General features: G+C 44.3%; 16 protein-coding genes and 1 pseudogene. 8 read left to right on the plus strand and 9 right to left on the minus strand.

Annotated elements, in window-relative coordinates:
• Positions 1-14 precede the first annotated feature (14 nt).
• Together MF4640_RS00285 and asd are read left to right on the plus strand one after the other, a co-directional pair.
• On the plus strand, positions 15-863 hold the full coding sequence (locus MF4640_RS00285) for a sulfurtransferase (protein WP_078388283.1): 849 nt from the start codon (positions 15-17) through the stop codon (positions 861-863).
• Positions 860-1,711, plus strand: coding sequence for an archaetidylserine decarboxylase (gene asd, locus MF4640_RS00290; protein ID WP_078388284.1), 852 nt, complete (start codon positions 860-862; stop codon positions 1,709-1,711). The genes MF4640_RS00285 and asd overlap by 4 nt, the downstream gene beginning before the upstream one ends.
• A gap of 95 nt (positions 1,712-1,806) precedes the next feature.
• Here the strand turns inward: asd and phoR are convergent, their stop codons facing one another.
• The 3 genes from phoR to MF4640_RS00305 form a co-directional block, all read right to left on the minus strand.
• Entirely contained in the window at positions 1,807-3,165 is a 1,359-nt protein-coding gene (phoR, locus tag MF4640_RS00295) for a phosphate regulon sensor histidine kinase PhoR (RefSeq protein WP_004691795.1), read from the minus strand.
• 9 nt (positions 3,166-3,174) lie between these two features.
• A complete protein-coding gene (gene phoB, locus MF4640_RS00300) occupies positions 3,175-3,885 on the minus strand; it encodes a phosphate regulon transcriptional regulator PhoB (protein ID WP_004691794.1) in 711 nt (236 codons plus the stop codon).
• A gap of 214 nt (positions 3,886-4,099) precedes the next feature.
• On the minus strand, positions 4,100-4,798 hold the full coding sequence (locus MF4640_RS00305) for a TetR/AcrR family transcriptional regulator (protein ID WP_078388285.1): 699 nt from the start codon (positions 4,796-4,798) through the stop codon (positions 4,100-4,102).
• Positions 4,799-5,001: 203 nt separating this feature from the next.
• Between MF4640_RS00305 and MF4640_RS00310 the strand changes: the two genes are divergently transcribed.
• The gene (locus MF4640_RS00310; RefSeq protein ID WP_078388286.1) at positions 5,002-5,841 is read left to right on the plus strand and encodes an SDR family NAD(P)-dependent oxidoreductase; all 840 of its coding nucleotides are present in this window, start codon (positions 5,002-5,004) and stop codon (positions 5,839-5,841) included.
• 98 nt (positions 5,842-5,939) lie between these two features.
• On the opposite strand, the gene MF4640_RS00315 is transcribed toward MF4640_RS00310, so the two are convergent.
• The 5 genes and pseudogenes from MF4640_RS00315 to MF4640_RS00335 all read right to left on the minus strand — a co-directional run bounded on the left by MF4640_RS00315 (position 5,940) and on the right by MF4640_RS00335 (position 11,168).
• Positions 5,940-7,307: an MATE family efflux transporter gene (locus MF4640_RS00315; RefSeq protein WP_078388287.1), complete on the minus strand. Its 1,368-nt coding sequence runs from the start codon at positions 7,305-7,307 to the stop codon at positions 5,940-5,942.
• A gap of 124 nt (positions 7,308-7,431) precedes the next feature.
• Positions 7,432-8,589 carry a methionine aminotransferase gene (locus MF4640_RS00320; RefSeq protein ID WP_078388288.1) on the minus strand — a complete coding sequence of 386 codons (1,158 nt, stop codon included), beginning with the start codon at positions 8,587-8,589 and terminating at the stop codon, positions 7,432-7,434.
• A 112-nt stretch (positions 8,590-8,701) separates the two neighbouring features.
• Positions 8,702-10,009 carry a DUF445 domain-containing protein gene (locus MF4640_RS00325; RefSeq protein WP_078388289.1) on the minus strand — a complete coding sequence of 436 codons (1,308 nt, stop codon included), beginning with the start codon at positions 10,007-10,009 and terminating at the stop codon, positions 8,702-8,704.
• A 16-nt stretch (positions 10,010-10,025) separates the two neighbouring features.
• Positions 10,026-10,595, minus strand: coding sequence for a CC0125/CC1285 family lipoprotein (locus MF4640_RS00330; RefSeq protein ID WP_058951504.1), 570 nt, complete (start codon positions 10,593-10,595; stop codon positions 10,026-10,028).
• Between the two features lie 38 nt (positions 10,596-10,633).
• Positions 10,634-11,168, minus strand: a pseudogene (locus MF4640_RS00335) (DUF924 family protein).
• Between the two features lie 225 nt (positions 11,169-11,393).
• Here MF4640_RS00335 and gshA point away from each other — a divergent pair.
• Both gshA and MF4640_RS00345 read left to right on the plus strand, forming a co-directional pair.
• A complete protein-coding gene (gene gshA, locus MF4640_RS00340; protein WP_078388290.1) occupies positions 11,394-12,971 on the plus strand; it encodes a glutamate--cysteine ligase in 1,578 nt (525 codons plus the stop codon).
• 19 nt (positions 12,972-12,990) lie between these two features.
• The gene (locus MF4640_RS00345; protein ID WP_058870537.1) at positions 12,991-13,506 is read left to right on the plus strand and encodes a disulfide bond formation protein B; all 516 of its coding nucleotides are present in this window, start codon (positions 12,991-12,993) and stop codon (positions 13,504-13,506) included.
• A gap of 56 nt (positions 13,507-13,562) precedes the next feature.
• Here the strand turns inward: MF4640_RS00345 and MF4640_RS00350 are convergent, their stop codons facing one another.
• Positions 13,563-14,894 carry a hypothetical protein gene (locus tag MF4640_RS00350; protein ID WP_078388291.1) on the minus strand — a complete coding sequence of 444 codons (1,332 nt, stop codon included), beginning with the start codon at positions 14,892-14,894 and terminating at the stop codon, positions 13,563-13,565.
• A 240-nt stretch (positions 14,895-15,134) separates the two neighbouring features.
• On the opposite strand from MF4640_RS00350, the gene MF4640_RS00355 reads away from it, so the two are divergent.
• The 3 genes from MF4640_RS00355 to MF4640_RS00365 all read left to right on the plus strand — a co-directional run bounded on the left by MF4640_RS00355 (position 15,135) and on the right by MF4640_RS00365 (position 18,083).
• Positions 15,135-15,710 (plus strand): YqiA/YcfP family alpha/beta fold hydrolase, encoded by a 576-nt coding sequence (locus MF4640_RS00355; protein ID WP_078388343.1) that lies wholly within the window; start codon positions 15,135-15,137, stop codon positions 15,708-15,710.
• A gap of 14 nt (positions 15,711-15,724) precedes the next feature.
• Positions 15,725-17,605, plus strand: a complete 1,881-nt coding sequence (gene parE / locus MF4640_RS00360; RefSeq protein WP_062031885.1) for a DNA topoisomerase IV subunit B — start codon at positions 15,725-15,727, stop codon at positions 17,603-17,605.
• Positions 17,606-17,681: 76 nt separating this feature from the next.
• Positions 17,682-18,083 carry a hypothetical protein gene (locus MF4640_RS00365; RefSeq protein ID WP_078388292.1) on the plus strand — a complete coding sequence of 134 codons (402 nt, stop codon included), beginning with the start codon at positions 17,682-17,684 and terminating at the stop codon, positions 18,081-18,083.
• The last annotated feature ends 309 nt before the right edge of the window (positions 18,084-18,392 follow it).

Consider the following 18,392-nt stretch of genomic DNA (forward strand, 5'->3'; position numbering starts at 1 on the left):
ATATACGAAATAATATGACACATTCTGCCTTTGATTTTGGCTTGTTGATAGACGCAGAGCAGTTGGTTCCGCATTTAGGGAATGACAAATTACGCATCGTCGATTTAAGTCGAGCTTCAGTCTATGACCAATTGCATATTCCACATGCTTTACATTTAAAGCCAAAATTTTTGGTGCGCCAAGATGAACAAGCCACCGGCCTACTTCCTGATGTAGAAGGTTTACAAGAGCTGATTCGTTATTTGAATATTTCACCTGAGCATCATGTGGTGGTTTACGATGATGAAGGTGGCGCATGGGCAGGGCGTTTGATTTGGAATTTACACTGCTTAGGTTTTGAAAATACCAGCTTGCTGAATGGTGGAATTCATGCATGGCTTGCAGCAGGACTTCCAACCACTTCCGAAGTGGAGCAGTTTGAACCTGTCAGTGCTTTAGTACAGGTCGATCAAGCCAAAATACAGCAGTATCGAATTGAATATGCTGAGTTATTAGAGAAAGTTCAAAGCGGCCAAGTCCAACTCTGGGACTGCCGCACAGAAGACGAATATACCGGCCTGCGCCTTGCAGCGCGACGCGGCGGTCACATTCCAAATGCACTACATTTTGAATGGAGTACTGCCCTTAACCGTGAAAATCATTTAAGATTGCACCCTTTAGAACGCACGCAGCAACGCTTAGAACAATTGGGTTTTAACTTAAATGAACCTGTGGTGGTGTACTGTCAGTCACATCACCGTTCAGGACTGGCTTATATTTTAGGTCGTTTATTGGGTTGGAATATTCAGGCGTATGACGGTGCGTGGAGTGAATGGGGCAACCGCCTCGACAGTCCTATCATTACCGGAGAGATGCCGTCTTGAGCCTCACATCACGCTTAAAAAAACAAATTTTCATTCAAGCTCAACGTGTTGTACCCCAACATCAGTTATCACGTGTCGTGGGCAGAGTCGCAGCCAGCGAAAATCCGATTGTGAAAAATGCGGTCATCACCGCGTTTAAAGCGCAGTACGGCATTGATATGTCGATTGCTGAGCAGAGCAATGCACTGAAGTTTAAGTCCTTTAATGAATTCTTTACCCGTGCATTAAAAGAGGGTGTACGTGATATTGATACCGATGTGACCAGTATTGTATCGCCTGCGGATGGTGCGATTTCACAGTTGGGTCCAATTGTGGAAGGGGATATTTTCCAAGCCAAAGGACAAAAATTCACCGTTGATAATTTAATTGCAGATCCGCAGTTGGCTGAACCGTTTAAAAATGGTCAGTTTGCAACAGTGTATTTATCGCCTAAAGATTATCACCGTGTGCATATGCCATTTGCAGGCACATTGACGGAAACCTTATATGTGCCGGGTGAATTGTTCTCGGTCAATCAAACCACTGCTGAAAATATTCCAGGCCTGTTTGCCCGCAATGAACGGATGGTCTGTTTATTTGATACGGAAATCGGCCGTATGGCCGTGGTCCTCGTTGGCGCCATGATTGTGGCGGGGATTGAAACTGTTGCAACAGGAAAAGTGAAGCCAACTGGTCGTTTAGAGCTAAATCAGCATAATTTATTCTTGGACAAAGGTGCCGAACTGGGGCGCTTTTACTTAGGCTCAACAGCTGTGGTACTGTTTGAAAAAGACAAAATGACGTGGGATGCCGCCTTTAAAGCCAACTCGACTGTGGTCATGGGTGAAGCGATGGGACATACAGTTTAATCGTTTCAGCTCTCGGTCACCGTCCTTGTTAAACGGACAGTGAGAGACAAAAAAGCACCGATATCGGTGCTTTTTTTATGTTTCTGAAGAAAGGTTTATTCAGGATTATAGGTGCGTTCTTTGGGAAAAATCACTTTAAAAATAGAGCCCTGATTTTCTTTGGATTCAATTTCTAAATGTGCTTGGTGTTGCATTAACACGTGTTTCACAATTGCGAGTCCTAAGCCTGTGCCACCCGTTTGTCGACTGCGCGCGCTGTCAACACGGTAGAAGCGTTCGGTTAAACGGGGTAGGTGCTTAGGATCAATGCCGATACCAGTATCTTCCACAGTAAAATAAGCCTGTTCACCATTGTCATGCCAACCCATGGTCACCGTTCCGCCTTTCGGCGTGTATTTGATGGCATTGGTAATCAGATTACTAAAAGCGCTGGCTAACTCCATATCTGAACCGATTAAGTCGCAGTGACTGTCGATATCGAGATTGAGCGTATGTCCATAATCAATATTATAGGCATGCGCATCGTCATAAAGTTGGTTCATTAAGCTAGGCATATCAATGATTTGATTTTTAGCAATTTGCTTGTCATTTTCTAGGCGTGACAGTAATAGCAAATCATTCACCAAGGCATTCATGCGTTTGGCCTGTGCTTGCATTTGGTCAAAGGCCCGCTTCCAACGTGGGTTGAGGTCTTCTTGGTCTGTAAAGGTCTCAATATAACCACTGAGTACCGTCAGCGGTGTGCGTAGTTCATGTGAAATATTATCGACAAAGTCTTTACGCATTTGTTCGAGATTGTGCATGCGGGTCACGTCATAGGCGACCAGTAAGCGACTTTCTCCACCAAATCGAGTCATTTTGACTTGAACATAATGTTCATCAAAACTGGATGACTTCATTTTTAAGCCATCTGGTGCAGCATCAATATTATTGTAATAATCCACAAAACTCGGTTGGCGTAATAAAGTCAAAATATTACGGCCACGGTCATTTTGTTCGATGCCTAATAACCGTTCTGCGGCAGGGTTCCACCATTCAATTTGTTGCATGTCATCGATCAGCACCACGGCTTCTTGCAAAGCGACCAATGATGACTGCGCCCGATCAATCAACCCAACCATTTCCGCTTGTACAATCCGTTCTTGGCGCTGTGCCCGATAGACATTGAACAATAATGCTCCCCAAATGCCCCCAAGGTTAGGTGGAACTTCGTAGGGACGATTGGAAATCCAGTCATTGACCAAATACAAAGAGCGCATTTGCAGAATAAAAAAAACGGCAAAGGCAAAGGAGATACACGTCCAAAAATAACCGACGCCAAAGCCAATCAAGCTTGCAATCAGCAAGAAAAAGGCAAGGAGACGTAAGTCCTGTTTGGCAAAGCCCCATAAACTGCTGTATCGCGTTTTTTTATGCTCGCGTGCGAGTTCAGGGACCGGGTAGGGTTCATACATAAAACAAAATTAACCTAGGGCGATATCCGCACGTGTAGAGAATCGATAGCCTGTACCCCGAACTGTTTGCACAAAGCGATCTGCAGCATAAGGCTCAAGCACTTTACGTAAGCGGCGAATATGCACGTCGATGGTACGGTCTTCAATATACACGTTTCCGCCCCAGACTTGGTCAAGAAGTTGTGCACGGGTGTAGGCACGCTCAGGATGAGTCATGAAGAAGGCCAATAAACGATACTCGGTTGGCCCCATGTCGAGGAAATTATTGCCAAAGCTGACCCGTTGGCTGACAGGGTCTAAGATTAAGCCATTGGCATCAATCGATTTTTCACCACTGAGCGCGTTAGCGCGGCGTAAAACGGCTTTAATCCGTGAAACCAATTCGCGGGTCGAAAACGGTTTGGTCATGTAGTCATCTGCACCAGCGTCCAGACCTTGTACTTTATGGTCTTCTTCACCACGTGCCGTGAGCATAATCACTGGAATTTCAGAGAGATTTTCATCGCGCTTGAGACGGCGACATAAGTCTACGCCACTGACGCCACCAGGCATCATCCAGTCGAGCAAGATCAAAGCAGGGCGCTGATCCACAATCATTTGGTGGGCTTGTTTTGCATCTTCGGCTTGTAAGCATTGAAAGCCTGCCATATCCAACGAGGTGTGAATCATTTCTCGAATGGGAAGTTCATCATCGACGATTAAAATGTAGTCATCTTTCACAACGCAATATCCTATTGTAGGTAACGGCAGGCCGTTTTAATTTTATGACAGGCTTATTACAAAGATTAATTATGACAGTATCATTGCAAAAAACAGACGATTGATGAAATTTGCAAAAAAATGTGACAAAAAATCGTCATATTGGAATTTAAAATTAATGGAAGTTTAATCTAAATTTCATTCGAAAATGCCGATCTCATCCAAGTGAAAAGTCTTAGACATCCAATTTTTCCCGTGTATTCGGGTCTGAAAAGGTTTCTAGGAGTGAAATAAACACAATACGGCTGGAGGTTAAAACTTCTTCAAAGGATTGTTTAAACCCACTGACCACCCAACGGATCGCAATTTGCGTAACATAGCCATTGAGGCCTGTGGCGACCAGCGAAATTTCTCGTTCGGAACGATTAATTTGCGGCATCATCAGCATGACAAAGGCCTGAATCATTCGGTCAAAACGGGTCATGGTTTCATGAATGGTGGCTTGGTTATGTAATTCTTGGACCAACATTGCATCGATATAAATAATACGCGCCATGCGGGGATTATCTTTTAAGGTGGTGAGCAGGGCACGCAGTCCAGCATCAATCATTTTGTGTGGATCTGAAGAAGCTTGCATGATGGCTTGCATGACATTGTGCTGTAACTCATCGATCAGCTTTAAAAAAATGGTTTGAAATAGTTGCTCACTTTTTTTAAACGACTCATAAAAATAACGTTCAGTAAGTTTGGCTTCATTACAAATATCTTTCACCGTCACGGCAAAAAAGCCGTGAGTGCCGTAGGCTTCAATTCCAGCTTCAATGAGTTTTTCACGACGCATCTGTTTACGTTCAGAAAGCGATAAGCCCTTGAATTGTCTTTCTTTGGTTTTATTGTTATCGCTGTTTTGTTGTACTGGTTCAGATGCCGTCATCAGATTTCATCGCCCTATTTGAAAGCCAAGGTTTTGCATAGTTTAGCAATAAACCACGACTCTACCTATGCGTAGGCTTTAATCTCTATGTGGTTTTCATGGACTTGACACTTTTGGCTATTAAATTTATGACAATTGATATTGTCAATTATAAAAAAAGCATCTACAGTCGATGTACAAAGATAAAGGACAACCACAATCTCATGAAGAATTTTAAAAATAAAGTTGCAGCCATTACAGGTGCAGGATCGGGTATTGGCCAACAATTGGCACTTTTATTGGCCAAGGCGGGCTGTCATGTTTCATTGAGTGATGTCAATGAGCAAGGGTTGGCGAAAACGGTTGAACTGCTACAAAGCAGCAATGTACGTGTCACCACGAAAAAATTAGATGTTTCGGACCGTTTAGCGATGCAAGCGTGGGCTGAAGAAACTGTACAAAATCATGGTTCTGTGAATATGATTTTTAATAATGCTGGTGTTGCTTTGGGTTCAACCGTAGAAGGTGCATCCTATGAAGAGTTGGAATGGATCGTGGGAATTAATTTCTGGGGCGTGGTCTATGGCACCAAAGAGTTTTTGCCTTATATTAAGAAAACAGGCGATGGACATATCATCAATATTTCCAGCTTATTTGGCCTAACCGCTCAACCGACTCAGTCTGCTTACAATGCCACTAAGTTTGCGGTGCGTGGCTTTACGGAGTCATTACGCCAAGAGTTAGATATGGAAAACTCTGGCGTGAGCGCGTTGTGCGTGCATCCGGGTGGGATTCGAACCAATATTGCCAATGCTGCCAAAGTGAATGACAGCTTGCGTAGCATCGGGATGAACCCTGAGAAATCTGCGCAGACCTTTAATAAATTATTACGCTGTCCACCCGAAGAAGCAGCGCGTCAAATTTTAGAGGCGGTACAAAAAGACAAGCGTCGTTTATTGATTGGCAACGATGCGAAAACCTTAGATTTGATTCAACGTATCTTACCGACGGGCTACCAAAAAGTGACTGCTTTTGCGACCAAATTAAGCCAAAGAAAGTCTTAATGTCGTGATGTAAAAAACCCGCCTTGGCGGGTTCTTTTATGCTTAATTTTAAAGAGTGTCATGATCAAAAACGTGTTCTATCAAATATCCGTTTAGCTTTAAATGAGCGTTTCAATGGTCTTTTTCTTCCAAACAAATTGATAATAAAGCCCTTGCATGATGCATAAGCTGACAAAGGCCAGTGCATAAGCATACCAAATCCCTTGCAGTCCCCACCATTCACTAAATAAGTAGGCACAGGGCACTTCAATCGCAATAATCGCAACGATATTGATCACCATGGGCATGGTGACTGTACCGCTGGCCCGCATAATGGAGGCAAAAATGGCACTGGCACCAAAGAATAAAATGGACCACAGCACAATGAACAACAGCTGTTGCCCTAGCTCAACTACTGCATGGTCCGTGATAAACAGTGCCATGAGGTATTTGGAGAAAAGATAAGCCAAGACCACCAAGGAGCCTGTAATGATAATGTTCATGCCAAGCGCGGTACGTGTGACTTTGGCCAACAACTCAGACTTGCCTGCGCCAATGGCTTGTGCACCAAAAATCGATGCAGCAATGGCAATCGATAGAGCAGGGAATTGAATATAATTCAGGACCTGATTGACCGCACCATAAGCTGCGGTCGCATCGGCCCCGTGGCGGTTGACTAGGCCCACAATCACAAGACCCGCGACGGAGGTGGTGATCATTTGAATGCCTGTTGGAACTCCTAAGCGGAGAATGATTTTACTCAGCTGGCGGTCAAAGCGAATATGACGTAGCAGTTGTGCATCAAGCCTGAGTGGGTGCTGTTTATAGTTCAAATAGAAATACAAAAAGGTCAGCACAGAAACAAAGCCTAAAATGGTCGCAATGGCAGGTGCAACAATCCCCAGTTTGGGAAAGCCAAAATAACCCGCAATCAGAACTGGCGTGACACAAAGCCCAATCAAGATGGTTATGCCAGAAGCAATCAGAGGTGTCGTGCTGTCTCCGACACCGCGTAAAATTGAGGTATAAATAATATATACAAACAGTAGGGGACTACCTGCCAACATCCATTGCACATAAGGTAGCGAGAGATGCATAACATCTTCATCGATACCCAAAGCCGATAAAATTGGTCGCGCAAAAACTACCCCTAAAAATGCAATAAAGCTGCCACCAATGAGAGTCATAAAAATAGTGGAGCCGACTACCGCACGGACTTTTTCAATATTCTGTGCGCCCCATGCTTGACCAACCAAGACGGTAGAACCCGCAGATAGCCCAATTACGAAGGCCATTAAGCAAAATAGGATGGGGAAGAACACTGCAACCGCTGCAATCGCCTGCACACCCATCATCTGTCCGACAAAGATGGTATTAATTGTACCCGACAGATTTTGCAGAATATTGGTGGCAATCAAAGGCATCAGGAAAATAAAAAAGGCTTTCCATAGCTTTTGCTGTTGCACCAATGGGGTGTGTACGGACATAAGTCATCCTGAGGTTATTTTTATTACATTTCTAAGGCTTACCCTAGCATAGTTCAGTGCTGAAAAGCCGATGTATTTCAGCAAGCGAAGCCTGTTCTTGTGCAAAAGCAAAGCTGAAAAAGATTTAAACGCTTTGCAAAATTTCTGCTGCCTGAGCCAAGGTTTGATCGGTCTTGGCAAAGCAAAAACGAATCATGCGCAAAGCTTCCGGCGCCTGCTGATAAAACACCGAAACAGGAATGCCAACAATGCCATGCTGCTCTGCCAAAAAGCGGCAAAATTCAACATCGTTTAAATCGGGACGAATGTGGCTGTAGTCGACATTTTGAAAGTAAGTGCCTTGCGAAGGCAGCCATTGAAAGCGTGAACCGGTTAAACCCTCAATAAAACGATCACGTTTTGTTTGATAAAAGCCCGCTAAGTTTTGAATATGCTCAGGATGTTGCTGCATATAATTGGCCAAAGCCAATTGTACTGGGGTGACTCCGCAGAAGTTGGCAAACTGATAGACCTGACGGAATAGTTGCATGAGCGCAGGTGTAGCAACGCAGTAGCCCGTTTTCCAACCGGTCACATGAAAAGTTTTGCCAAAGGACCCCACCACCACACTACGCTCACGCAGTTCAGGAAAAGACAGCGCCGAATAGTGACGTTGACCATCAAATACCAGATGTTCATAGACTTCATCGGACAGGACTAAAATATTGCTGTCGCGAATCAGTTCAATTAGGGTGAGCCAATCTTGCTTGCTCCAAATGGCACCACTTGGGTTATGTGGTGTGTTGATAATGATCAGTTTGGTTTTGGCCGTAATGGCTGATTTGACCTGCTCCCAATCGACCGAAAAATGCGGTGCTTGGAGCGCAATATGAATGGCCTTACCCCCGACCAAAGCCACACTTGGCGCATAGCTGTCATAACTGGGGTCAAAAATGATGACTTCATCATCCGCATGGACTACGGCTTGAATGGTAGCAAAAAGGCCAATGGTTGCGCCTGGAGTGATGGTAATTTCAGTCATCGGGTCGAGCTGAATCTGATCGCGTTGTGCAAATTGCTGCGCCAGTTGCTCGCGTAATAACCAGACTCCATCACCGGGAGCATACTGATTGAACCCACTTTGAGTGGCCTGTGCTAAAGCATCCAGCAGTTCAGCGGGGGCTTCGAAGTCTGGAAAACCTTGGGATAGATTTAGGGCATTTAAGCGCTGTGCCATGGCAGTCATGGTGCTGAAAATAGTGACGCCTTGTGCAGGCAGTTTAGATGAAGGCAACTGAATCATGAATGCTTAAAAGTGTCTAAATATCAGCCCAAAATAGCATATTCATCCCTTTTTACTTATGCAAATTTTGCATGTAGGGCAGGGGTAAAGTATGCATTTTTGTGGATTGCTTTTATAAGAGCAGTTCAACTGCCGCGCGAATAATCCCCAGTGCTAAGCCAATAAATGCACCGACCACCACACCATTGACTCGAATCATATGCAAGTCGCCACCGACTTCATTTTCGATCTTGTCAATCATCACACTGGAGTCCCATTCGTGAATACGTTCGCTGATAAAACGAATGACTTTTTCGCTGTATTGGTCGCTGAGATTGACCGCAATGCCGCTGAGGCGTTGATTAAGCAAGTCTCTGACGGCTTGATTGGAGATGATGTTTTCCCCGATTTGTTGAATGGATACACGGATGTTGTGAGCAATGCCAGAGTCTGGTTTTTGTAGGTCTTGTTTAATGGCATCACATAAAATGACCACTGCACCGCTAATAAAATTCAGCACTTGTGGGCTATCTAGCAGGGCATCTTTGGTTTGGTTTAAACGCTGGCTGGCTTTACTGTCTGTGTCTGCCAGTTCGAGCATGAGCGCGTGCCCTATCGCTTCAATCTTTTGACGCCACGGATGCTCAGGATCGGCCAACATCGACTCGACTCGTTGAATGAGTGAGTCGATGGTTCTTTGCTGCACATCGATGCCAATCCAACTGGCTCCTTTGGCCAGTTTCCAGACCCCGAGTTCTTTGAACAAGGTTCGGGTCAACTCACGACTTTGTTCAGGGTGTTGGGTCATCCAGTCATGCGCCAAGTCGAGTCCGCGTTGTAATACATCTTGATGGAAATCATTTTCTAGCACTGCACGCAGCATTTCACTGGCCAAATGATTGACTTGAGTGTTGCGCACCCACTGCACGCTGTTACTTTGGATAAAGCGTCCGATTTGTTCTTGGCCCACAAACTCAAAGACTTTAGGCACCGTTTGTTGAATGACTTGGGTGACTTGTAGATTGTTTTGTGGGTTGGCAAGCCATTGGCCAACCGCCAAAGACAGATCGGTACTTTGCAGGCTTTTTTCCACCACTTGTGGAGAAAGAAAATTCTCTTGTACAAAGCGGCCCATAGACTCTGCAATACGGTCTTTGTTACGGGGAATAATTTCGGTGTGATCGCGTAAAAACTTTGGAATTGGCATTTTCCCAAAGGGATTACGGAACAGCACAGTAATGGCATACCAGTCAGCCAAGCCGCCGACCACACCTGCTTCGGCGGATAACATTAAAATATGAATGATCCAAACCTTGTCTGTGGGGACAAACTTGGCAACGACCATCAGCAGCAGCCATGTCACCACTGCCGTGATTAAGGCAATGGTGGCAAAGCGTTTACTGCGTTTCAGACTCGATGGGACGGCTTGAAGTTCATTCATAGGCAGGCTCTATGCTTTATTTACTGGTCGACGCTGGACTGCTGGGTTCGGGCGGTGGGAGCACTTCACCAGTTGGACTCAAACCGTATTTTCCACCCAGCGATTTTAAAATCAGCGTGGCATCAAAGGCATCGCTTGGTGCAGATTTTTGGTCTTTAAAGCATTGAATGCTGTATGACACTTGTACGGGGTCAATGTCGACTACACGTGGTACATCGTAGAACGGATCAGGCCAAAAGGCTGGATGGCGAGAATAATAACCATATGGGTAGTAAGGCATTGGGTTTGAATACACCACGGCCTGCCTTGGGGGTTGGTTTTGGTTGCTTGGGTCATTCAGCACTTTAAAGAAGCGATAACCATTTTGCACTGTGGTTTGCGCGGCTTTGACCAGGGTAATTTCTTCAGCCGTGCCATAGCTCATATTTGGGCGCGCTTGGAAGCTGATGCGATAAGTCGAGGTGTTTAATGGCGTATTACTAAACCGACCTAACTGGTCGAAGGTTAAGGGCTTTGAGGGGGTAGAGGCACAGCCTACTAAACTCAGACCCGTCGCCAGTGCACAGGCGATTAAAATTTTCTTCATGAGATAGACTCCTTAGCACAGAGGGAGAAGCCGAACAGTTAAAAATGGCTGTTGGGCTGAGTCAAAAAATCCAGTTCTTCTTGGCTTGAGTTGCGGCCAAGGACTTGGTTCCGATGCGGATAGCGTCCAAAACGATCGATAATCACTTTGTGACGCTGTTCAAAATCGAGGTTAATCGGATTGCCTAAGTCTTCGAATAATTTTAAAGCATATTGATGAATAAGTTTCGATTCACTATGCATAAAGGGCATATATAAAAAACTACGTGGGTGGCAGTGCTGCATCCAGTTTTAGCGTGATGGCTTCTTGTGCCAAAGCCAAGGCCAAAGCGTCCTGAGCAAAGACCAAAGAACTGTTGCGATACAGGTTTCTCGACAGTTGGTCGAGCACAATAATTTCAGCCAAACGCCCCTCAGCACTACTGCGCCAAGACCATAGCTCAGCATGCGCCGCTTGTTGATGAATTGTCTTAAATTTTTCTTCGATGAGTGCATCGAACGCATCATTTTGGCTAAACCACCAGCTTTGGTTTTTGGGATCGAACCAAAAATCTAAAATTTCTTGATAATTCATAAAGTTTACAATTCTTTAGCATTTATTCTTCAATACAATCACACTTTTGATATGTCTAATAGCGTAACTTTGTGATAAATATTTTCCGAAAAAATAGAACAGATGGTTTACTTGAAAATAGGACTGGGTGTAATGTGCCGAATTAAAATCACGTTATACTGATATAAACTGATGATTTTATTTTATTCGTCGTTGTAATTGTTTCTTCCAAAAAGTGAGATTGTAATGGGTCAACCCGCATCTAAATCTACAGCTGTGTTACCGACTTGGGTCAATTCATCACTTTTGCAAGGGATGTTACGTGGGATTGAGCGTGAAAGTTTGCGCATGCAAAGTGATGGTTTTTTATCACAAGCCGACCACCCTCAAGCTTTGGGTTCTGCACTGACCCATCCGCATATTACGACGGATTATTCGGAAGCTTTATTAGAATTTATTACACCGCCCCAGCCCAGCATTACCGAGGCGTTGCACTATTTAAAAGACATTCATAGCGTGGCGCATCGTCATCTGGAACATGGTGAAAAGCTCTGGCCGCTGTCGATGCCATGTATGTTGGATGACAATGACGATAAAATCCGCTTAGCCCAATATGGCAGCTCAAATATCGGGAAGTTCAAGACCTTGTACCGTCATGGTTTAGGGGTACGTTATGGTCGCCGTATGCAAACCATTTCAGGTTTACACTATAACTTATCTTTTCCTGATCAACTGTTTGAACAATTACAACAACACGAAACAGATGAGGCACTAAAAGCCTTATCTGCACAAGACTATCGTAGTCACCGCTATTTTGGATTGATCCGCAACTTTATTCGCCTTACGCCGTTGGTGATGTTTTTGGTCGGAGCAAGCCCATCGGTCTGCCAGTGTTTTATGACAGGGCGTGAACATCATCTGTTGCCATTGCTGCGCGGGACCTTGTATTTACCTTATGCAACTGCTTTGCGAATGGGACGTTTTGGTTATCAAAACTCAGCACAAAAGCAGCTCGGGATTCATTACAACAATATCGACGGTTATCTCGAAGGCCTACAAAAAGCAGTCAAAACGGCTTATGCGCCGTTTAGTCGCTTAGGCCTCAACGATGCGCAGGGAGAGCCGATTCAAATTAATGATCATGTCCTGCAAATTGAAAATGAGTACTACAGTTTGGTGCGGCCAAAGCAAGTACCACAAGCAGGTGAAACTCCATCACAAGCGCTGAGCAATCGTGGTGTCGGTTATGTGGAACTGCGTGCGGTGGATGTGAACCCGTATAGCCCAATTGGGATCAATGAAGATACCGCAGGTTTCTTAGAAGTGCTGGCGCTGTACTGCTTATTGCTGGATAGCCCAGATTTATTAGCCGCAGAGCAAGATCAAATCGAGAAAAACCAAGCGGAAGTGGTCAATCGTGGTCGCGCACCGAATGCTGCAATTGCTGTGGGTGAGCAATCGTTCCCAATTGAAGCATGGAGTCAGTCTCATTTAGAGGCGATGCAAGAACTGGTTGTGTTGTTAGATCAGTGCTATGACACCACACTGTATAGTAAAGCGATGACAGTCATGCAACAGAGAGTCGCTGAAGTTGATGATACTTTGTCGGCGCAGATGATTGAAGATACTCTGGAAGCGGGTGGGACATGGGGCTTTGGTAGCCAAATGGCCGCACAACATGCATCGAGTTATGAGCGTCATCAGTTGAGTGCAGAGACATGGGCTTATTTTGACGATTTAGCCACGCAATCACTGCAACAACAACAGCAATTAGAGCAAGACGGTCAACTGAGTTTTGAACAGTACCTTGCACAATTTAGATAAAAAATTAAGAGGATTGACCATGCAATGGAGTTATCGCTTCGTGAGTGGTGTTTTGGTTTTAGCCAGTATCATTGGGATGGCCTTTGCCTTGTATTTAGAGCATGGCCCGCTACAGTTAAACCCATGTCCACTCTGTGTGTTCCAACGTGTGGGACTGATTGGACTGGGGATTATTTCGCTGATTGCCTTTTTGCATAACCCAGCATCGAATGGTTTTAAACGTTTTTATGCATTTTTAGGCAGCCTCTCGATCTTATGGTCCGCAGGTGTGGCAGCACGTCACGTTTGGTTACAGAGCTTACCACCTGATCAAGTGCCGAGCTGTGGCCCAGGTTTGGATTATTGGTTAGACACGTTGCCGCTGCGTGCTGTGTTTGAGCAAGTTTTAACAGGTTCAGGTGAATGTGCACTGGTAGATTGGACTTTCTTGGGTCAGTCTTTACCTGTGTGGTCTTTGGTGTTTTTTGTGGCACTGGCGTTGATTAGCCTGTGGCAACTGTTGCGTAAATATCCAAGCCACGCGAAGAAAAAATAATAAAGATAAAAAAAGCCAACGTGATGTTGGCTTTTTTATGAGGTGAATGAGGGGGCCTAGGTGAGCGCAATGCCCTCTAAGTCATCCAACCCGATCATATATTCATGCACTTGACCATATTCCGTTTCAGTTGGATTTGGATAGAACCAATTGACGATTTGTTCGGCAACACTGGCATGGGTGTGTAGCTCAAAATGGTTTAAGCCATAGAAAATGGCTTTATGTGAATCGGGGACTTTCAGTTGAAAGCGTGGATTCATATGCTCGCCTAAGGCACTTTTCACACTGACCAAATAATCCCCAATCACATTGAGCGCACGATATTTGCGATGTTCAAACTCAATGGTACCTGCCACCAAGAAGGTATTGATATGAGAGGGCAATGGAGCAGGTTTACGGTTGTCATCAACATGACCAATACGCGCTTCATTATGTTCCCAGTCATCGTCCCGCACACTGCCATGACGTAAGTCTAAAATACCGTTGCTGCGAATGTTGACGATATGCCCAATAATTTTGACAAAAGGGAAACGTCCCAATTTGTCCTGCAAATGAAAGCCAAAACGTTCTAAAGCCGCACCATGATGCGGAGAACCAATACAGACCATGTTTTCCACCACATGAATCCAGCTTTGCATATTTTGTTTGCCGTAGAACAGCGCACTGCGCGAAACCAGTCCGCCCATACTGTGTCCAATCAGATCAATTGAGCTAATCCGTGGGTTGCGGTTGAGTAAGTCTTGTAGTGAGTTGGCAAAGCTACGCCCATTGGCTGAAATACGACGACCCGTGTTGTAGTTGAGATATAGCATGGTATTTTGCGCGCGTTGCGCCAGCAGCTTTTCCCCTATACCGCCATAACGCGCCGTGCTCCAGTACAAATGGTTCATACATAGACCATGGACCATAATTACCACGCGACCAGACAACTCGCCTTGCTGGATGGCACCGTAATGATCATAAAACACCATCGGTAGCGCTACAGGGTTATGATATTTCAGTAAATAGTCACCCAAAACACCATTGATTGCACCGACTAAATAATGCATGGTTGGGGTTAAGGGTTTGCGATGCAAATTTGGAAATTTTTCAATGATATGACGCAAACTTGGCGCCAATAAATAGCTACCGTAGTTTTGCAAGGTATTGAAGGAAAACTGGTAAATTTCTTCAATTGACCGTGTCGACAGAAACTTCTTGGAACTGGTTTCATTCATCCCAAATATACTGATTAAAATTTCCCGTTGAATGGCCTGAATTAAATCGTGGACGACATCGCCTAAGCGGGTTGTCACCAACTGAGCAATCCCTTCAAGCAGGTCGGCTTGGCTGGGAGGAGTACGATCCCATTTACAATAGGTCTCGTGCAGAGGCGTTAAACTTGGCATTTTTTCTACCCTTGTGTTTCTGTGTCCAAAGGGACTTTATTTTTTTCAACGATCACGGTATAAATTCTTAGCACTCTAGCTTATCTAATTCATCTCGAACAACTTTTACAATAGCGATGAATACACAGATGACCTTATTTTTTTGTCTGACAATTTTTATATCCATACAAAATAATACAGTCGGCTGATGCCATCTCTTTTGAGTTCAATAAAAATGATGTAGAAGAGTAAATGTACAGCATGAATATTATTTATTTACATGGCTTTCAAAGCAGTTCTTTATCGATTAAAGGTCAATTGCTGAAACGCTATTGCGAATCTCGTCCACAGTGGCATGTGCATTTGCCAGACTTGAACATGCCGCCACATTTGGCCTTAGAAAAATTGGCCGCCTTGATTCAGGAATTGGATCAGGTGGTGCTGGTGGGCAGTAGTTTAGGCGGGTTTTATGCGACACAACTAGTCGCGAAGTTGGCAGTACCGGCTGTGCTGATCAATCCGGCTATGCAACCATGGCATTTGTTCCGAGATCTATTTGGTGCGACGCAACTGCCCTATAGAGTCAATGAACATTGGACGCTCGATGATGCGCAATTGGATTATTTAGAGCAGATTGAACTGCCATTTGTGCAAGATGCAGACAAAATTTTAGTGTTATTGCAACAAGGCGATGAAGTTTTGGATTATCGTGAAGCACAGCGCTATTATAATGGCGCAGCGCTCGTGATCTCGGAAACGCAAGGCAATCATGCGATGGAAGATTTCGCAGACAAAATACCGATGGCATTACAGTTTTTATCGGACTGCTTAAAATAAGGAAACAGTACAACGTGTCTCAATATACGGCTCAATCGCTTGAAGTATTATCTGGTTTAGATCCGGTACGTCGTCGTCCCGGCATGTATACCGATACCACACGCCCAAACCATTTGGCGCAAGAGGTTATTGATAATGCAGTCGATGAGGCACTGGCTGGTCATGCCAACAAAATTACCGTCACCGTTTATAAAGATGGTTCGCTCTCAGTCGAAGACAATGGTCGTGGCATGCCTGTCGATATTCACCCCGAATATGGTCAAAGCGGGATCGAGATCATCCTGACCAAACTACATGCTGGTGGTAAATTCAGTACCGACAACTACCAGTTCTCAGGTGGTTTGCATGGCGTAGGCATTTCCGTGGTAAATGCCTTATCTAGCCGAGTCGAAGTAGAAGTTCAGCGTCAAGGCAACCTCTATCAAATGGCGTTTGAGCAGGGTGAACCGACTGCGCCTTTGGCGGTGCTAGAAGGTAAAGCACCGAAGCGTGCGACCGGGACCACCGTTCACTTTTGGCCTGAAGCCAAATATTTTGATTCACCGAAATTTGCCCTGAAAGCGCTGAAGCACAACTTAAAAGCCAAAGCTGTTTTGGCGGCTGGTTTGCAAATCAATTATGTCGACCAAATCAATGACGAAAAAATTGTTTGGCAGTTTGAAAATGGCCTCGTCGATTATTTGATGGATGAAATTGAAGATCGTGAGATTCTGCCTCATCCAGCCTTTGTGGCAACAGGAGATGCTGAGCGTGCCAGTGCCGAATTTGCCATTTGTTGGAATGTCGATGGCGGCGAATTAGTACAAGAAAGCTATGTGAACTTAATTCCCACTGCGCAGGGCGGGACTCATGTGAATGGTCTACGTTCAGGCGTGACGGATGCGATGCGTGAGTTTTGTGAACTGCGTAATTTGCTGCCACGCAATATGAAGCTGTCAGCTGAAGACGTTTGGGATGGTGTGAACTATATTTTGTCGTTGAAGTTCCAAGAGCCACAGTTTTCAGGTCAAACCAAAGAGCGTTTATCCAGCCGTGAAGCGTCAGGCATTGTTCAAAACATTGCTAAAGATGCTTTTGCACTGTGGTTGAACCAAAACTCCGATATTGCCATGCAGTTGGCTGAAATGGCGATCTCGAAAGCAGGTCGTCGTCTGAAAGCTGCGAAAAAAGTTGAACGTAAGAAAATTGTGGCAGGGCCGACGTTACCCGGCAAACTGTCAGACTGCGTTGGGCATACCTTAGAAGAGTCTGAACTGTTCATTGTGGAAGGGGATTCTGCGGGTGGTTCAGCCAAGCAGGCGCGTGATAAAAACTTTCAAGCGATCATGCCTATTCGTGGAAAAATCTTAAATACGTGGGAAGTCTCTTCTGATGAAGTCTTGGCTTCGCAAGAAGTGCATAACATTGCCATTGCGATCGGGGTCGATCCAGGGTCGGATGATTTATCCGAATTACGTTATGGCAAGATTTGTATTTTGGCCGATGCTGACTCGGATGGTCTACACATTGCGACGCTGCTGTGTGCTTTGTTTGTGAAACATTTTCCAATCTTGGTTGAAGAAGGACATCTGTATGTGGCGATGCCACCGCTGTATCGAATTGATGATGCAAAAGATGTGCACTATGCCTTGGACGATGACGAGCTCGAAAGCATGTTAAAAAAATGCAAAACCAAGAACCCGCAAATTACTCGATTTAAAGGTTTGGGTGAAATGAACGCAAGCCAACTGCGTGAAACCACGCTGGATCCAAACACACGCCGTTTGGTGCAATTAGATTTGGATGACAGTCATTTTACTGCAGGTTTATTGGACAAATTACTGGCAAAAAAACGCTCCAGTGACCGTAAAGAATGGTTAGAGCAGAAAGGTAACTTGGCCGAGTTGGTGGTTTAATATATTGATAAGCCTGCGTAAAGTGGGCTTATCTATTATGATGACTAAAAACTAAATTGGCTTTAAGAGAATAAAAATGGAATATCAAGAAAAACATTTAGCGGAAAATATACGAAATGATATGGGCATGAATGAAGAAGAATTACAGGAAATGCGTGAAGCTGATGTGGATGATGAAACACTACATGCCTTAAGCTTAGCAGGGCGTGTCGAATGGAAAAAAAGAATTTTGTATTATGCCAATTTATTAAATTCTGAGATGAAAAAAATTTTAGACAATGAGTTAGCACTAGGTAATCGAATCAGTGATGCACATTGTGATTATCCTGAACAAGGCTCAATACACGTTACCCTTGCTGAAAAGTTTAAAGGAAATTATAAAGAACAAAATGTTAAATATACGAAAGGTAATGATCCACATTATTGGTTTGAAGATTACACATCACTAAATCAACCTAGGCATATGATTCTGCATTAAATGCATAAATTGTGTTATTTGAACACTTTTAATCTAAAAATAAAAAGCCCGTACATTGCGGGCTTTTTGTTGCGCAGATGGGCCATAAGATTGCGCTTAATCTGTGCACAATTTTTCAGTCAATCAATTGAATTAGGCGAAATGAATTGATTTGGAACAAATGATGTATACAAGTTTGTATGCAGAAAAGTAGCCATTTGGGCGAAAATCTACCTAAAATACAGTGCATTTAAAAATAAATAAATGATTGAAAAATATTAAAATAATTAAAATTTTTACAATGATTTTTATATCGTAAAACCCTGCTTG

Source organism: Acinetobacter sp. MF4640 (assembly GCF_002018895.1).
GTDB classification, from domain to species: domain Bacteria; phylum Pseudomonadota; class Gammaproteobacteria; order Pseudomonadales; family Moraxellaceae; genus Acinetobacter; species Acinetobacter johnsonii.